Below are 17,318 nucleotides of genomic sequence, written 5' to 3' on the forward strand. Positions count from 1 at the left end.
AAGTAGTAGAACAGATAATGAACGCTATCCTATAAATTTAGAGCAAAGAACCGAATAATGCTTAATTTTTTTAAGAAAGCATTATTCGGTTTTTATCAAAAGACTTTTTCAGTAGGCTTCCAGTTTGATTGAGTGGACAGAAAGGTTGAGTGTGAGACTCGTACTCAACAAAAATCAAAGTTAGCCTCTTGGTTGTCTAAAAATTGCGTAACAGTTACCATCACCTACTACGCAATAAAAATCTAACTTTTGGGGCACATCAACCAAGTAGTTATTTTTGAAATTAAATGAGTATCAGCTTTTTCGAAACAGGTAATGATGGGTGTGTCTGTAGTAAGAATTGTCCCTAGAGACGATCGTTTTGGAAGTGTATAATCAAGAAAGGCATCGCTAAGCATACAAAATCTTATGCCAAAGAGAGTCTTTCATAAGCTCATTCTTATCCTGCTTCAATGAAGATTTCGCCTTTCAGAGTTCTATGAAAATGAAGGTGGGTAGATTAGTAGATTCTCCTAATTCGTTAGAGTGAATAAGCTGATTACGAACCTTCTTCCGTCCCTAAACTGCCTTCATCGCATGGAAGATTAGTAGCAAAACTTAGAAGAAGTTTGAGACATTGGCCTATCTTTTTCGTAATAGTTCTATAAAATAGGGAATTATAAAAAAGCAAGGAAATATGATGAGCATTTTCATTGACAAGACATTTCATTACATGATAAACTATCTTTTGAAAGCGCTATCAAAAATTATTTGTTTAGGAGACTTATATGCAAGAAAAATCTGTTTCGCAAAAAACAGGAATTCTCATGTTTTATACCCTGTTGATTGCTTATATTACTTTTGCGGCCAGTTGGGTCGGCGGATCCAATCTTGGAGCCCAGATTGTTCGGACTTATTTTGGAGATAAGGGGGTTGACCCGACGATTTCTGAAATGGTGAATTATACCATTACCGTTGCACGGGTGATTGCCAACTTCTTGGCAGCTGCCGTTCTAGTCAAATGCGGCATCAAGCGTGCCGCTCAAATCGCCATCGGTTTACTGTGTTTTGCCTTAGTAGCTGTTTGGATGCCAAATTATTGGCTCTATATCATTGCTCGAATGATTATGGCGCTCGGTGGCTCCATGATTATGGTGTATATGAATCCTATTGTGGTGCGCTTTGTTGCTCAAGAAAATAAGATTTTTTATTCTTCTCTCATCACTGCAAGTTATAATATTGGGGCCTTTGTCATTGCTATTGCTTTTGTCCTCTGGTCAGATACCCTTCAAGCAGATTGGCGCATTACACTTAGTGCTGTTTCCTTAGTGGCCATTATCACCTTCATCATTTGGCTCATCAAAGCCAAAGATTTTGAAACCTCTGGAAGCAATCAGCAGACACCAGCCCAAGCGTATTCCTACGGGATGGCAATGAAAGATTCATTTGTTTGGCGTTTTGCTATTGGTTTTAGCGCCTTCTTGATTCTCTATGTCATGTCGCTTAACAGCATTCCGGGTCAATTAGCCAAGGAATTCCCAGACTTTTTCGTGCCTGGCTATATGATTTGTGCTATTTCTGGAGGGGGCATCATGGGAACCTTGGTTCGCCTGAAACGTCCCGTCAATCGAGAACGAAAACCCTACTTAGTCCAATTAGGCATTGCGGCAACTCTTGCCATGGCTGCAGGAATTGCTAGTGTTGCTCTTTTGAAATTAGCCTTTCTTGGCTATCTATTCTTCTTTATCTGTGGTTTTCTCATTTTCTACCAATATGCTGTTTATCTCAATATTCCACATGAGCTTCCTAATATGAATCCTCAAAAAGCAACTCTCATGTTTGGAATTATTTGGGGCATTACCTACGGACTTTATACGATTTTAAATTATATTTGGAGCTTTATTTATGGGCATATCGGCTACTGGCCATCCAATCTCTTTTACCTACTTGTACCAGTCATCTACCTTATCATGATTATGACGCTACCAGAAACGTATAAAAAGAAATAAACTTTTCTCCTGTTAGGGGAATGAGAAACACATCAAAGGAAGCTAGGCAAAAACTCAATTTTTGACCTTTCTCTTAAAAACTGAACAATATAAAATGGCTTAGAATCAACGTTTCTTGACAACGTTAATCTAAGCCATTTACTCTTTTTTAGACTTTTTGCCCAGCCTCTTTTCATATTCTCTTACTCTGCTTATCCAGCTGATACTCAATCAAGATCAAAGTTAGCACTTTGGGATACTTTCTTAGATAGTGCAGACGCAAGCAACCTTGTATTTCCGACCTCCAACAGTCCTGGGCTGTTGAAACAATCTTGATCCTAGGGTCTCAAAAATGCCGTGACTAGCAACTACTTTGCTGTTGCTAGTCATTCCACTATTTCGAATGTACCCTTTAGATCACTTCGTTTAATCCATTTTCTTAGAGAGTAGATAGTTATGAGACGAAATAGCTATTTTTGATTTTCATTGAGTATGAAAACTCTTGCTTACCAGAATGAAGAAAATAGCTGGAGTGGTTGGTAGATGGTTCTAAGTCTAGAATTGTCACCTTCTACTTTAGAACAATCAAAAACTGATTAGGGAGCAAAACTGAAGGTAGAACTAGAGGCCAGCAAGGCGAGCTAGAAATACCAGATTTTCATTTTTGACGAGTGTTAGGTGAACAATTTTTCTGACGAAAATGGTATTAGGTCTTCTCGAGTTTAGACATTTTTGTGGCTTCTGATTCTGAATGAGCGTCAGCTCAGCAAGGTAAGGTAACAACGGAAGAAGTAGATCTTATACTCGTCAAAAATCAAAGTCTGATGTCGTTGCCTCACCTTGCTTCAACAGTCCGAGGGACTGTTGAAGGTTGGAAATAAGGATTATGTCATAATCCTCAGCTAACATTAGTCAGAACTAGTGGCACAGTGGAGACGAGCCAAGCTCGTTCGATTTTCAGCCTTCCATAATTCTCAATTGTGGAATAATCAGATTTTGATTTTTATAGAGTATTAAACGTGTATCAGCCAGTTCCCGCTGGAAAATATTCCCTCGAGGACTCATTCGTATCTTTATTTGTCACCCGTTGCCAAGGTGAACGAGGGACAGAGAAGTAGACTTCATGTCTTTGAAACGTCTTGAGACTGGAAGAAAGGAATAGCTAAGTTACAAAAGCTTATTTGAAGTGAATGAAAAACTGGTATGCGTCGGAAGTGGCCTTCTTTTGCATTGGAATGAGTATCACGCTTCTTCTGTCCAGTAGTAGCTGTGAAAGAAGATTCGAAAAAAGGAACAACTTATGGTAAAATAGAGGGACTAGAAAGACAAGGGATGACAGAATGACAGATACCTTTCAATTGCTATTGAATCAAATTGGTCTACCGCTTGAGTTGAAAGAGTCAAGTGCCTTTTCAGGTGCCAAGATTGAGCAGGTCTTGGTGCATAAAAAGAGCAAGGTCTGGGACTTTACCTTTCGATTTGCCCAGCCCCTGCCCTTATCTCACTATCAATTGTTTAAGGCCAAGCTTCTTAATGAATTTCAAAAAACAGGCAATCAGGCTCGTTTTCGCTTGGTCACCAATCAAGAAAGTTTGGATCCAGCCTTAGTGCAGGATTACTACCAAGAAGCCTTTACTGAGGAGTTGTGTCAAAGTGCGGGATTTCGCTCAATTTTTCAGTCCTTGCCTGTCGAGTTTCGTGACGGTGTCTTGTGGATAAAAGGTCCAGCTTCTGTAGATACCCCGCATTTTAGAAAAAATCATTTACCGAATTTGGTAGAGCAATTCGCTCGATTTGGCTTTGGGAAATTGGCGGTTGACATTCAAGTGTGCGAGGAAATGACCAAGGCCCAAGTCGAGGAATTTCATGCTCAGAATGAAGAACTCCTTCAAAAAGCGAGTCAGGAAACGTTAGAAGCCATGGAGCAACTAGCTAAAATGGCACCTCCACCAGAAGCCAGTCCCCAACCGAGTTTTCAAGATTTTAAAAAGCAGGCACCGCGTAAGGTCAGTCTTGACAAGTCAGAGATTACACCGATGATTGAGATTGATACGGAGGAAAATCGTATCGTCTTTGAAGGTCTAGTCTTTGATGTGGAACAGCGAACAACGCGGACAGGGCGGGTCATCATCAATTTTAAGATGACAGATTATACTTCTTCTTTTTCTATGCAAAAATGGGCCAAAAATGAAGAAGAAGCGCAGAAATTTGATATGGTGAAAAAGGGCAATTGGCTTCGTGTTCGAGGCAATATCGAAACCAATAATTTTACGCGTGACCTGACCATGAATGTTCAGGAAATTCAAGAAGTTAAGCGTGATATCCGTAAGGATTTGATGCCAGATGATCAAAAGCGAATTGAGTTTCATGCCCATACCAATATGTCAACCATGGATGCCCTTCCTCCAGTTGAGGACTTGATTGCGCGTGCTGCTAAGTGGGGGCATAAGGCCATTGCGATTACCGATCATGGGAATGTTCAGTCCTTCCCTCATGGGTATCATGCAGCTCGTAAGGCAGGTATCAAGGCTCTCTTTGGTATGGAAGCCAATATCGTAGAAGATCGTGTCCCTATCGTCTACAATGAAGCAGAGCTGTCCTTGTCTGATGCGACCTACGTAGTGTTTGACGTGGAAACGACTGGTCTTTCTGCGGTCTACAATAGCCTGATTCAGATAGCGGCTTCTAAGATGCACAAGGGAAATGTCATCGCTGAATTTGATGAATTTATCAATCCCGGTCATCCATTGAGTCAATTTACGACAGATTTAACAGGGATTACCGATGAACATGTCAGAAACAGTAAGCCACTAGAACAGGTCTTGCAGGAATTTCAAGCCTTTTGTGAGGGCTCTGTACTGGTTGCCCACAATGCGACCTTTGACGTTGGCTTTATGGATGTCAATTACGAGCGAGCAGGTTTGCCCACTATTAGCCAGCCTGTCATTGATACCTTGGAGTTTGCCCGCAATCTCTATCCAGAATACAAACGGCATGGTCTAGGTCCTTTGACCAAGCGCTTTGGCGTGGCACTCGAACACCACCACATGGCCAATTACGATGCGGAGGCAACGGGTCGCCTGCTCTTTATCTTCTTAAAAGATGCTCTTGAAAAACATGGTATCAGCCAATTAAGTCAGTTAAATACGGAATTGATTGCGGAAGATTCCTATAAAAAAGCCCGTGTTAAACATGCGACAATTTATGTGACCAATCAAGTCGGCTTAAAAAACATCTTCAAGCTCGTATCCCTCTCCAATACCAAGTATTTTGAAGGCGTACCACGGATTCCGAGGACGGTCTTAAATGAACACCGTGAGGGCTTGCTACTGGGAACTGCTTGTCAAGAGGGCGAAGTTTTTGATGAATTGCTATCAAAAGGAATCGATGAAGCCGTTAAGGTAGCTAGTTACTATGATTTCATTGAAGTGATGCCCCCTGCCCTCTATGAACCGATGATTGCTAAGGAACAATTCAAGGACATGGCAGAAATAGAAGCTGTCATTCAAAAACTCATCGAAGTTGGTCGTAGGGCAAATCTGCCTGTTCTTGCAACAGGAAATGTCCACTATATTGATCCAGAAGAAGAGATTTACCGTGAGATTATCGTGCGTTCCTTGGGGCAAGGAGCCATGATTAACCGGACTATTGGTCATGGAGAAAATGCCCAACCGGCTCCTCTACCAAAAGCTCATTTCCGCACGACAAATGAAATGTTGGATGAATTTGCCTTTTTAGGTGAAGAGTTGGCGCGCGAAATCGTCATTACCAATCCCAATGCTATGCTTGAGCGTTTTGAAGAGGTTGAAGTGGTCAAAAAAGACCTCTATACTCCTTATTTGGAAAAGGCTGAGGAACGAGTAGCGGAATTAACCTATCAAAAAGCCTTTGAAATCTATGGCAATCCCTTGCCAGATATTATTGACTTGCGGATTGAAAAAGAATTAACGTCTATCTTGGGAAATGGCTTTGCCGTGATTTACCTCGCTTCTCAGATGTTAGTAAGACGGTCGAATGACCGAGGTTATCTGGTCGGTTCACGGGGGTCTGTTGGTTCTAGCTTTGTAGCAACCATGATTGGTATTACCGAGGTCAATCCTATGCCCCCTCACTATGTCTGTCCAAACTGTCAGCATAGCGAATTTATCACAGATGGTTCCTACGGTTCTGGTTTTGATATGCCAGACAAGGACTGTCCTGAGTGTGGGCAACGGTATGCCAAAGATGGGCAGGATATTCCCTTTGAAACTTTCTTAGGATTTGACGGAGATAAGGTACCCGATATTGACTTGAACTTCTCAGGAGATGACCAGCCAGATGCCCACTTGGATGTTCGAGATATTTTCGGTGATCAATACGCCTTTCGAGCGGGAACGGTTGGTACCGTTGCGGCAAAAACTGCCTACGGTTATGTGCGCGGGTATGAGCGAGATTATGGCAAATTTTACCGCGATGTAGAAGTGGAACGCTTGGCTGCGGGCGCTGCTGGGGTCAAACGGACAACCGGTCAGCACCCAGGAGGAATCGTTGTTATTCCAAATTATATGGATGTCTATGATTTTACCCCTGTTCAATATCCAGCAGATGACTTGACCGCAAGCTGGCAGACAACCCACTTTAACTTCCATGATATTGATGAAAACGTCTTGAAGCTCGATGTACTGGGACACGATGACCCAACCATGATTCGGAAACTTCAAGACCTGTCAGGAATTGATCCGCAAACTATTCCGGCAGATGACAAGGGAGTGATGGCCCTCTTTTCTGGAACGGAAGTGTTAGGGGTAACACCAGAACAAATTGGCACGCCGACTGGTATGCTAGGGATTCCTGAATTTGGGACCAACTTTGTTCGTGGTATGGTGGAAGAAACGCATCCGACAACCTTTTCAGAACTCTTGCAATTATCTGGTCTATCACATGGAACAGACGTATGGCTAGGAAATGCCCAAGATTTGATTAAGTCTGGTATTGCAGATCTATCAACCGTTATCGGTTGTCGGGACGACATCATGGTCTACCTTATGCATGCGGGACTTCCTCCGAAAATGGCCTTTAACATTATGGAGCGGGTGCGTAAGGGAGCCTGGCTCAAAATTTCCGAGGAAGAGCGCAATGGCTATATCCAAGCCATGAAAGATAACAATGTCCCAGATTGGTACATTGAATCTTGTGGAAAAATCAAGTACATGTTCCCCAAAGCCCATGCGGCAGCCTATGTTATGATGGCGCTTCGTGTTGCCTACTTTAAGGTGCATCATCCGATCTATTATTACTGTGCTTATTTTTCGATTCGGGCTAAGGCCTTTGATCTTGCTACCATGTCTGGTGGTTTAGACCGAGTCAAGGCAAAAATGGAAGAAATCACCATCAAGAAGAAAAACAATGAAGCAAGTAACGTAGAACAAGACCTCTTTACTACGCTTGAAATTGTCAATGAAATGTTGGAGCGTGGCTTCAAATTTGGGAAATTAGACTTGTACCGTTCTGATGCGACTGAATTCCAAATCGAAGGCGATACCTTGATACCGCCCTTTGTTGCCATGGATGGTCTCGGAGAAAGTGTTGCTCGTCAAGTCGTTAAGGCGCGTGAGGAGGGAGAATTTCTCTCCAAAACCGAGTTACGCAAACGTGGAGGCCTTTCTGCGACCCTTGTTGACAAACTGGATGAAATGGGCATCCTAGGCAATATGCCAGAAGATAACCAGTTGAGTTTGTTTGATGACTTGTTTTAAGTAGTGAAAAACCATTTTGGGAAAGGCCCAAAATGGTTTTTGTATGCTTGTTTTGTAATGGAAAATGCTGAATAGTTGAGGAAAACTATTGCTTGACAAGCATTAGTTTCCAATCAGTTGATGTGTTTTAAGAAAATCTTTTGCGACCTGGCTAGGGGATTTTCCTTCAACATTGACTTGGTAGTTCATGTCTTGCATTTCTTCTTCTGTGATGGTACCAGCCAGCTGATTGAGAATTCCTTCTAGTTGTGGATATTTTTTTAGTGTTTCTTGGCGGATGAGGGGTGCTCCCTGATAAGGAGGGAAGAGCTGCTGGTCATCCTTGAGTGTCTTGAGATGATATTCTTGCAGTTCACTATCTGTCGAATAGGCATCAATCAGTTGAACATTGCCGTTGTCAATGGCCTTGTAACGAAGTGCAGGCTCGAGTGTTTTCACTTGGAGATGGAGCTTGTAACGGTCTTTCAAGCCATTTCCTCCGTCTTCACGATCGTTAAACTCCAAGCTAAAGCCGGCGGTAGCAGTCGATTGAACTTTTGCGAGGTCGGAAATCGTTTCAAGTCCATGTTCCTTGGCATAGTCTTCTTTGACTGCAAGAGCATAGGTGTTTTGATAGCGCATAGGCTTGAGATAGACTAGCTTGTCTTGTTCAAAAATACCTTTTCGTGCTGCTTGGTAGACTTCTTCTGGATTGTTGGAGATGCTCGGTGGCTGTTTCAGTAAGGTGGAAGTGACGGTTCCTGTAAATTCTGGATAAAGATCGATTTGGCCAGTTTTCAAGGCTTCATAGACAAAGGTAGTTTTACCAAAGTTGGGTTTCACTTCGACGGTAATATCTGTCTGGTCTTCAATCAATTCCTTGTACATATTGAGCAAAATTTCAGGTTCAGATCCTAATTTCCCAGCAATGACAATCTTATCCTGCATCATCATAGACATCGGAAGAAGAGACAGGGAGCTAATGCCTAGTAGGGCTACAAAGGAGATGAAAATGGTCTTGAGACTGCGTTTTTCAACTAAGCCAATCAAGAAATGAAAGAGGAGGGCAAGCAGGGCTGAGCTAATGGCTCCGATGAGAATGAGGGTACTATTGTTGCGATCAATCCCCAATAAGATGAAAGAACCTAATCCCCCTGCTCCAATCAGAGCAGCCAGAGTCGCTGTTCCGATAATGAGAACGGTCGCTGTCCGAATGCCAGATAGAATGACAGGGGCCGCTAAGGCGATTTCGAATTTTTTTAATTTTTCCCAACGATTCATCCCAAAGGCTGTAGCAGCTTCTTGGAGAGATGGATCAATCTCCTGGAGTCCTGTGATGGTATTTTGCAGAATAGGAAAAATAGCATAGACAATCAGGGTCAAAATGGCAGGAACTTTGCCAATCCCAAAGATGGGGATGAGTAGGCCTAAAATGGCTAGTGAGGGAATGGTCTGCAAGACACCTGTAAATTGTAGGAGAAGATTGGCCACATGTTCACGTTTTGAAACGAGAATAGCCAGTGGAATAGCGATTAAAATCGCAGATGCCACTGCCACAAAGGAGATTTGCAAATGCTCCCCGAGAGCCAACAACCAGTCTTCTTTTCGGTCTAAAAATGTTTGAATCAACTCGTTCATCATCGCCTCCTATACCTGAAAGAAGTCAGCCACAAACTGAGTAGCAGGAGCTGCTTGAATTCGCTCAGGTGTGTCGAGCTGTAGAATGCTTCCCTGATCCATAATGGCAATTCGATCGCCTAATTTAATCGCTTCTGTCATATCATGGGTCACAAAAATCATGGTCATCTGAAATTCATGCTGAATTTTCTTGACCAAGTCTTGCAATTGTTCCCGTGAAATCGGATCAAGGGCGCTAAAGGGTTCATCGAGAAGCAAAACTTTAGGGCGAGCAATAATGGCTCGTAAAATACCAATTCGCTGCTGTTCTCCACCAGAAAGTTCGCTGGGCATACGGTGGAGATACTCTGCAGGAGGAAGTCCGACTAAGTCGAGTAATTCCTTGGTTCGGATGTCGATGTCTTTTTTAGACCATTTTTTCATCTCAGGGATAAGGGCAATGTTTTCAGCCACTGAAAGATTTGGGAAAAGAGCGATTTGTTGTAAGACATAGCCAGTTGATAGGCGTAATTCTCGTAAATCATACTCTTTGAGACGCTTGCCGTCCAAGTAAATATCGCCTTCGTCTGGCTCAATCAAGCGGTTGAACATTTTCAGTGTTGTTGTTTTTCCACTACCACTTGCGCCGACCAAGACAAAGAATTCTCCATCGAAAATGGTGAAGGCCTGGTCTTTTAAGACATACTTGCCCTTAAATTGTTTGCTGACCTGTCTAAATTCAATCATGAGATACCTGACTTTCTTGCTAGAATAGGAATGCTGTTCACATAAATGGTTGCTATTATCACAGAATCTTAGTAGAGGTAGAGTAAGATGAAATGCCTGCCTATAATAGCTAAGTTTTTTCTTAACTAGTATAGCGCAGGGCGGAAAGATATTCAAAAATCCTGTTTGAAACATAGAAAAAACATAGATGGTAGTCGAAAATATCGCCAGATAATAAAATATGATACAATAGAAAGTAGCTTATTAAAAGGAGAATCGTATGGTATTACCAAATTTTAAAGAAAACTTGGCCAAATATGCTAAGTTACTTGTTTCAACTGGCATCAACGTGCAACCTGGTCATACAGTTGCCTTGACTATTAGTGTCGATCAAGCTGAATTAGCGCGGTTGATTGTCAAAGAAGCCTATGCCAAAGGGGCTATTGAAGTCCTTGTCAACTGGCAAGATGATGTGATTTTGCGTGAGCGCTATGTGAATGTACCAATTGAGCGCTTAGAAACAATTTCTGAGCAACGGATTGCGGAGATGAACTACATTTTGGATCACAAGGCTAGCCGTTTGGTCGTCTTGTCTGACGATCCAGGTGCTTTAGATGGTGTGGATCCAGAGAAGCTATCTCGTGCGACACGCGCAGCAAGCATTGCCTTAAATTCAATGCGTCAAGCAACTCAGGCTAACAAAATTAGCTGGACCTTGGGGGCGGCAGCAGGTCTAGAATGGGCGAAAAAAGTCTTTCCAGATGCTACAAGTGATGAGGAAGCTGTGGACTTGTTGTGGGATCAAATCTTTAAAACCTGTCGTGTTTATGCCGATGATCCGGTAGCTGCATGGAAAGAGCATGAAGAACGTCTTGTTGCCAAAGCAGCGATTTTGAATAAAGAACAATTTGTCAAACTCCACTATACTGCACCAGGAACAGATTTGACACTTGGTATGCCGAAGAACCACTTGTGGGAAGCGGCAGGCTCTATCAATGCTCAGGGCGAACACTTTATTGCCAATATGCCGACAGAAGAAGTCTTTACAGCTCCTGACTACCGTGTAGCAGATGGCTATGTGACCTCAACCAAACCACTCAGCTATAATGGAAATATCATTGAAGGCATCAAAGTAACCTTTAAAGATGGTGAAATTGTCGATATTACAGCTGAAAAAGGTGACGAAGTCATGAAGAAATTAGTCTTTGATAATGCGGGTGCTCGTGGTCTCGGTGAAGTGGCCCTTGTACCAGATCAAAGTCCAATCTCTCAATCAGGTGTAACCTTCTTTAATACCCTCTTTGATGAAAATGCTTCAAACCACTTGGCAATTGGTCAAGCCTATGCCTTTAGTATCGAAGGTGGTGTTGACATGACCAATGAGGAATTAGAAGCTGCAGGTCTTAACCGTTCAGATGTCCATGTGGACTTCATGATTGGTTCAAACAAGATGAACATTGACGGGATTCGTGAAGACGGAACAGCTGTGCCAATCTTCCGCAACGGTGAGTGGGCGATTTAACTGCAACAATAGAAAGTAGGTTGTAGACATGATTGGAAGTTTACTGGTTGGCTTTATCGTAGCGATGATTGCTGCAGCAATTACCAACCGTGGTGAAAAAATGGGCTGTATTGGAAAGATTCTTTTGGGGCTTGCCGGTGCCTGGGTTGGTCAACTCCTCTTTGGAGATTGGGGACCCCAAATCGCAGATACAGCGATTATTCCCTCCGTCTTAGGAGCCGTTATTCTCCTAGCTATTTTTTGGGAGCGAGGAAGTTAAGTAAAAGAGGCTGGGCAAAAACTAGCTGCTCATATATAAAAAACGAGCCATTCCAATTAGGAGTTGCTCGTTTTCCATTTCATGCTTTATAATTATAATAACCACAAAACAACTAGAAAGGCATGAAAATGTATAAACAGTATAACACAAATCAGCTTAGTTTGGAATTAAATATCGCTTGGGACTTACCTGCTACACATGAGGTACGTCTGATTAGTCAGTTTGTGGATACTATTCCTCAATCCGTTCTCCTAGAAGAAACTTCCCACACAGGTCGTCCTGCCTTTCATCCAGCTATGTTGCTCAAAATGACCCTGTTCGCCTATGCTCGCCAAGTTTTCTCTGGTAGAAAAATTGTCCAAATGAATGAGGAAGTCATTCCTATGAAATGGCTGAGTCAGGATACCTACGTCTGTTATCGAACCATAAATAGTTTTCGGGCCTCTACACACGCCAACCAGCTTATCAAAACTGCTTTCATCTACTTTACTCTCCTCCTCAGAGAGAATGGATTGATTGAAGATAAAGCTCTCTTCATCGACGGGACTAAGGTAGAAGCTGATGCCAACAAGTATTCTTTCACGTGGAAAAAGGCCGTTGAGCGCTATGAAGAGGCCTTGAATGGGAACATTTCTGCCCTCTATGACAAGCTAGTCCAAGAAGGGGTGAATACTGCCTTGTCCAAGGAAGAATGTCTCACTAGCGAAGGACTAAACCAACTCCTACAAGAGACCGAACAAGTACTAGATGAGTTGGAAAATGCTATCTCACAAGAGCCTAAAGTCATTAAAAAGGTGGATCGGCCAACAGACAGAAACGAAGAAGAATTAAGAAACTCAAGAGAAAGTTGAAAGAGGATTTTCTTGTTCGGAAACAAAAGTACGAACGAGATAAACAGATTTTACAAGAGCGAAATTCCTATTCTAAAACAGATCCTGATGCGACGTTTATGAGGATGAAAGAGGATCATATGAGGAATGGTCAGCTCAAACCTGGTTACAACCTTCAACTTGGTACGAATAGCCAGTTTGCCTTAGCTTACGGATTGTATCCGAATCCAACTGACACTCGTACACTCAAACCTTTTCTTCAATCCATCCAAACCTTAGAACTCTTTCAACACATTGTTGCGGATGCAGGTTATGGTAGTGAAGAAAATTACAGCTTTATCGTTGATGTTCTGGAGAAAACGCCTCTAATTCCCTACGGAATATATCAGAATGAGCAGAAGAAAAGCTACAAGAAGAGTGATGCCAATCCTGAAAACTGGACTTACTTAGAAGATTCTGACCAGTGGATAAAACCAGATGGAGTTGTCTACTCGTTTAAGAATTATTCACGAAGAACGGAAAAGTATGGATTTGAGAAAGATGGTAAGATTTACGAAGCTGATCCTGTATAAACTAGTGAAGAGTTAGACCAATTAGCACGGACAGAGAAAGGAAACCTCAAACAAATTCAGTATAATCCTACGTGGAACTATTTCAAGAACTTAGTCAAAGAGGAATTGACAAGTAAAGAGGGAGCCCGCATTTATGCCAAACGCAAGGTGGATGCCGAACCTGTATTTGGTAGGATGAAGGGTGTTTTTGGCGTGCGCAGAGTGCATGTCAGAGGTCAAAAAGTGGTTGAAACTGAGATAGGATTCCTCCTAATGAGCATGAATCTCACGAAATTGGCTAACACTTAACAAAAATCAAATTCTGATGTATAATAGTCCTATGAACGCTACACAAGAACAAATCACAGAACTCAAATCAGCTCTCAAGGCTAAACACCTCTCTGCCTATCACAAACGGATTCAAGCGGTCTATTTACGCTCTCAAAAGTTGACCTACAAGGCCATTTCTGACTTAATCGGTTTATCTCATGATACGATTTGGCGTTTGGTGAAAAAATATGAACAAGAAGGCCTCTCTGCCCTTACCCATGATGCACGAGGGGGGCGTCATCGTTCTTATCTTACTTACGAAGAAGAAAAAGCATTCTTAGAAGAACAGTTTGTTAGCAGTGCTTCAGGACAATTTGTCACTATTGCAGAAATGCACGAGGTTTACCAAACTAAAATTGGGAAACAAACGACGCGAGAAAGGTTTTATGCACTGTTGAAGCGTCACGGTTGGCGCAAAGTAACACCAAGACCTGAACACCCTAAAAAGGCAGATGCCAAAACAATTTTGGCGTCTAAAAATAAAATCTACCTTCAAGAAGACGAGAAAGCGCTTTAAGAATAGTAGACGTTACCAGAAGGTCAGACTCATGTATCAAGATGAAGCAGGATTCGGACGGATTAGTAAAATTGGGAAGTCTTGGGTGCCAAAAGGAGTACGACCTCATGTTCACAGCCACTATATTAGAGAATATCGCTACTGCTATGGAGCTGTCGATGCCCATACGGGGGAATCTTTCTTTATCATTGCTGGGGGATGTAACACCGATTGGATGAATGAATTTTTAAGACAACTGTCCCAAGCCTACCCTAATGACTATATCTTACTCGTGATGGATAACGCCGTATGGCATAAATCACGGACGTTAGAGAAACCTACCAACATTTGCTTTGAGTTCATTCCACCTTATACGCCTGAGATGAATCCCATTGAACAAGTCTGGGCTGAGATTCGTAAGAGAGGTTTCAAGAATAAGGCCTTTAAGACGCTAGACGATGCCATTAACAAGCTGCAAGAGGTGATTCAATGTCTGCATTGGTCTGTGTTAAAACCCATTGTTCATAGAAATTGGCTCTTTTCAGATTTTGATGTTAAATGAGTATAAGAAAGTAGTCCAATATAATAGAGACAAAAATAAAGGCTCTATAATATCTGTAGTGGGTACGCCCGCCACAGAGATTATGGAGCCTTTTTCAGTGTAGAAAAAAAGTTCCATATGACCTATAATGAAAAGCGACAAAACTATCATTTAGAAAGACTCATATGGAACAACTAAATCTTATCACAAATTTTCTCAAAATGAAAGACAAAAATATCACTATCACTAATGAATGCGACATGGGAACACACTTAGAACTCCACGGTCACTTGGATTACACAGCCCCTAAATGCCCTTCCTGCAAGGGACAAATGGCTAAGTACGACTTCCAGAAAGCCTCTAAAATCCCCTACTTAGAAACTGCTGGCTACCCGCTACTTATCCGCCTTCGAAAGCGTCGTTTCAAGTGCAAAGACTGTGGGAAAATAGCGGTCGCTGAAACTCCTATTGTTAAGAAGAACCATCAAATCTCTGTCGCTGTCAACCAGAAAATCGCACAATTACTCATCGAAAAGCAAGCAATGACACATATCGCACACAGACTCTCCATTTCTACATCTACAGTTATTCGAAAACTCAATGAGTTTAAATTTGAAACGGATTGGGATAAGCTTCCAGAAGTCATGTCCTGGGATGAGTATGCCTTCAAGAAAGGGAAAATGAGCTTTATCGCTCAAGATTTTGACACAAATAACATCATCGCTATCCTTGATGGAAGAACGCAAGCAACCATCCGAAATCACTTTCTGAGATACCCTAGAAAGGTCAGAAACCGCGTTAAAATCATCACTATGGACATGTTTAGCCCTTACTATCAACTAGCCAAACAACTTTTTCCTCATGCTAAAATCGTGCTGGATCGCTTCCACGTTGTGCAACATCTCAGCCGTGCTATGAACCGTGTCCGTACCCAAATCATGAATGCTTTTGACCGCAAATCGCATGAATACAAGACGCTCAAACGCTACTGGAAACTGGTACAACAAGATAGCCGTAAACTCAGTGACAAGCGGTTTTATCGCCCTACTTTTCGCATGCATTTGACCAATAAGGAAATCTTAGACAAGCTCCTATCCTACTCAGATGAGTTACGACAACATTATGAACTCTATCAACTTCTTTTATTCCATTTCCAAGAGAAAAACTCAGATCATTTCTTTGACCTAATTGAGCAAGAAATAGCCACTGTTAACCCTATTTTCCAGACGGTATTTAAGACGTTTCTAAAGGATAAGGACAAGGTTTTAAACGCCTTGGAATTGCCTTATTCCAACGCTAAATTGGAAGCTACCAATAATCTTATCAAAGTCATCAAGCGTAATGCCTTTGGATTTCGGAACTTTGAAAACTTCAAAAAGCGGATTTTGATTGCCATCAATATCAAAAAAGAGAAGACCAACTTGGTCCTCTCTAGATGTTAGCTGACATCTACCCACTACAGTTGACAAAGAGCCAAAATAAAAACACAAATAGTTCGGCTGGATTTCATCAAAATCAGCTTGAATCTATATGTGTTTTTTATTTACTGGCTAGTTTTTGCCCAGCCTCTTTCTCGCTTTCTTATTGCTTGGTCAAGACAACTTTATCGTTAAAGTCAACCTCGCTGATATCTTCAATGGTTAATTGATTTCCTTCTAAGAAGTAACGTTCGACATCATCACCGATGGTAATGCGTTGGTTGGTTGGGTCAATCGTAACGTTTTTGATTTCTTGTTCTCCATCAGGTTCTACCTGTGTCCAAGTTCCAGTCGTACCTGTGATGACAAGGGTCACTTGATCTTCTTCGTCATTTCCCTTGTAGGTACCGTCCAAATTGCTTGTTTGAGCAGGTGTGCTTGCTGCAGTAGAAGCAGTGGTAGAACTACTAGCTGTCGCAGATGATTGGGAAGTCATGGCTTCTGAGCTAGGAGTCGTTGAACTAGCTGGAGTAGCTTGATTGGTTGGCCTTGAGCAAGCTACAAGGACAAGTCCAAGAGCGGTTACAGTTGCAAATGAAAATAATTTTGTAAGATTCATGAGTATCTTCCTTTCAGTTTATCGTTTTATTATACTGATTCCGCATGAGTTCGGCAAGATTTTTGCTTATAAGAAACCAGATACACAATGAACTGGGACTTCTACAACCCGAAACTCCGCAGTTTTAACTTGGACTTTTCCGTGGTAAAACTCGGTCAAGCTATCGATGATATTCTGAGTATTTTCTTTATCGACAAAAATCATGGTTTGAATATCTGCTAAGAATGCCGTATCGTATTCTTCTAAATCATGAGTTGCACGCCAGTTGGCAAATTCTTGATACTGAGAATAACTCATTGTAATAGCAATCCCTTGCTGTTCCTTAACTACGACCATACCAATTTCGGCTAGACCATGTGCAACAGCCCCTGCATAAGCACGAATTAATCCGCCAGCCCCCAGCTTAACACCTCCAAAATAGCGTGTTACAACGGCTACTACATTAGTCAAGTGATTATTTTCCAAAACGGTTAGCATAGGAACACCAGCAGTTCCAGAGGGTTCACCGTCATCAGATGAGCGTTTGATTTCCATCTGTTCTCCCAAGATAAAAGCAGAGCAGTTATGGGTGGCGCGGTAATGTTCTTTTTTGATGTAGTTAATAAAATCACGAGCTTCATCTTCTGTTTTTACTCTTTTCAAATGGCAAATAAATCGTGATTTTTTGATTTCTTCTTCTGTCAGACCGTCAGCAGTAATAGTACGATATTCTTTCATAACATGATTGT

General features: G+C 41.9%; 10 protein-coding genes and 1 pseudogene. 7 read left to right on the forward strand and 4 right to left on the reverse strand.

Annotated elements, in window-relative coordinates; translation table 11 throughout:
- The first annotated feature begins 767 nt into the window (after positions 1 to 767).
- Together A4H00_RS05710 and A4H00_RS05715 are read left to right on the forward strand one after the other, a co-directional pair.
- Positions 768 to 1,988, forward strand: coding sequence for an MFS transporter (locus A4H00_RS05710; protein WP_067088083.1), 1,221 nt, complete (start codon positions 768 to 770; stop codon positions 1,986 to 1,988).
- 1,319 nt (positions 1,989 to 3,307) lie between these two features.
- The gene (locus A4H00_RS05715) at positions 3,308 to 7,702 is read left to right on the forward strand and encodes a PolC-type DNA polymerase III (RefSeq protein WP_067088085.1); all 4,395 of its coding nucleotides are present in this window, start codon (positions 3,308 to 3,310) and stop codon (positions 7,700 to 7,702) included.
- Positions 7,703 to 7,804: 102 nt separating this feature from the next.
- Here A4H00_RS05715 and A4H00_RS05720 read toward each other — a convergent pair whose 3' ends face one another.
- Both A4H00_RS05720 and A4H00_RS05725 read right to left on the reverse strand, forming a co-directional pair.
- Positions 7,805 to 9,319 (reverse strand): ABC transporter permease/substrate-binding protein, encoded by a 1,515-nt coding sequence (locus tag A4H00_RS05720; protein WP_067088087.1) that lies wholly within the window; start codon positions 9,317 to 9,319, stop codon positions 7,805 to 7,807.
- A gap of 9 nt (positions 9,320 to 9,328) precedes the next feature.
- Positions 9,329 to 10,045 carry an ABC transporter ATP-binding protein gene (locus A4H00_RS05725; protein ID WP_067088090.1) on the reverse strand — a complete coding sequence of 239 codons (717 nt, stop codon included), beginning with the start codon at positions 10,043 to 10,045 and terminating at the stop codon, positions 9,329 to 9,331.
- A 259-nt stretch (positions 10,046 to 10,304) separates the two neighbouring features.
- Here A4H00_RS05725 and A4H00_RS05730 point away from each other — a divergent pair, with 259 nt between their 5' ends.
- The 5 genes and pseudogenes from A4H00_RS05730 to A4H00_RS05755 all read left to right on the forward strand — a co-directional run bounded on the left by A4H00_RS05730 (position 10,305) and on the right by A4H00_RS05755 (position 15,995).
- A complete protein-coding gene (locus tag A4H00_RS05730; protein ID WP_067088091.1) occupies positions 10,305 to 11,546 on the forward strand; it encodes an aminopeptidase in 1,242 nt (413 codons plus the stop codon).
- Positions 11,547 to 11,574: 28 nt separating this feature from the next.
- Positions 11,575 to 11,805, forward strand: a complete 231-nt coding sequence (locus A4H00_RS05735; protein WP_067088093.1) for a GlsB/YeaQ/YmgE family stress response membrane protein — start codon at positions 11,575 to 11,577, stop codon at positions 11,803 to 11,805.
- Positions 11,806 to 11,933: 128 nt separating this feature from the next.
- A pseudogene (locus A4H00_RS05740) lies at positions 11,934 to 13,486 on the forward strand (IS1182 family transposase); the annotation flags it as partial.
- A 40-nt stretch (positions 13,487 to 13,526) separates the two neighbouring features.
- A protein-coding gene (locus A4H00_RS11475) for an IS630 family transposase (protein WP_099092189.1) occupies positions 13,527 to 14,574 on the forward strand; the annotation gives its coding sequence in 2 pieces (ribosomal slippage) (positions 13,527 to 13,964 and positions 13,966 to 14,574; 1,047 coding nt in all).
- 164 nt (positions 14,575 to 14,738) lie between these two features.
- The gene (locus tag A4H00_RS05755; protein ID WP_067085967.1) at positions 14,739 to 15,995 is read left to right on the forward strand and encodes an ISL3 family transposase; all 1,257 of its coding nucleotides are present in this window, start codon (positions 14,739 to 14,741) and stop codon (positions 15,993 to 15,995) included.
- A 139-nt stretch (positions 15,996 to 16,134) separates the two neighbouring features.
- On the opposite strand, the gene A4H00_RS05760 is transcribed toward A4H00_RS05755, so the two are convergent.
- Together A4H00_RS05760 and A4H00_RS05765 are read right to left on the reverse strand one after the other, a co-directional pair.
- A complete protein-coding gene (locus tag A4H00_RS05760) occupies positions 16,135 to 16,590 on the reverse strand; it encodes an SP_0198 family lipoprotein (protein WP_067088097.1) in 456 nt (151 codons plus the stop codon).
- A gap of 66 nt (positions 16,591 to 16,656) precedes the next feature.
- Positions 16,657 to 17,307: a YigZ family protein gene (locus tag A4H00_RS05765; RefSeq protein WP_067088099.1), complete on the reverse strand. Its 651-nt coding sequence runs from the start codon at positions 17,305 to 17,307 to the stop codon at positions 16,657 to 16,659.
- Positions 17,308 to 17,318: the final 11 nt, after the last annotated feature.

The organism is Streptococcus marmotae (genome assembly GCF_001623565.1).
GTDB lineage: Bacteria > Bacillota > Bacilli > Lactobacillales > Streptococcaceae > Streptococcus > Streptococcus marmotae.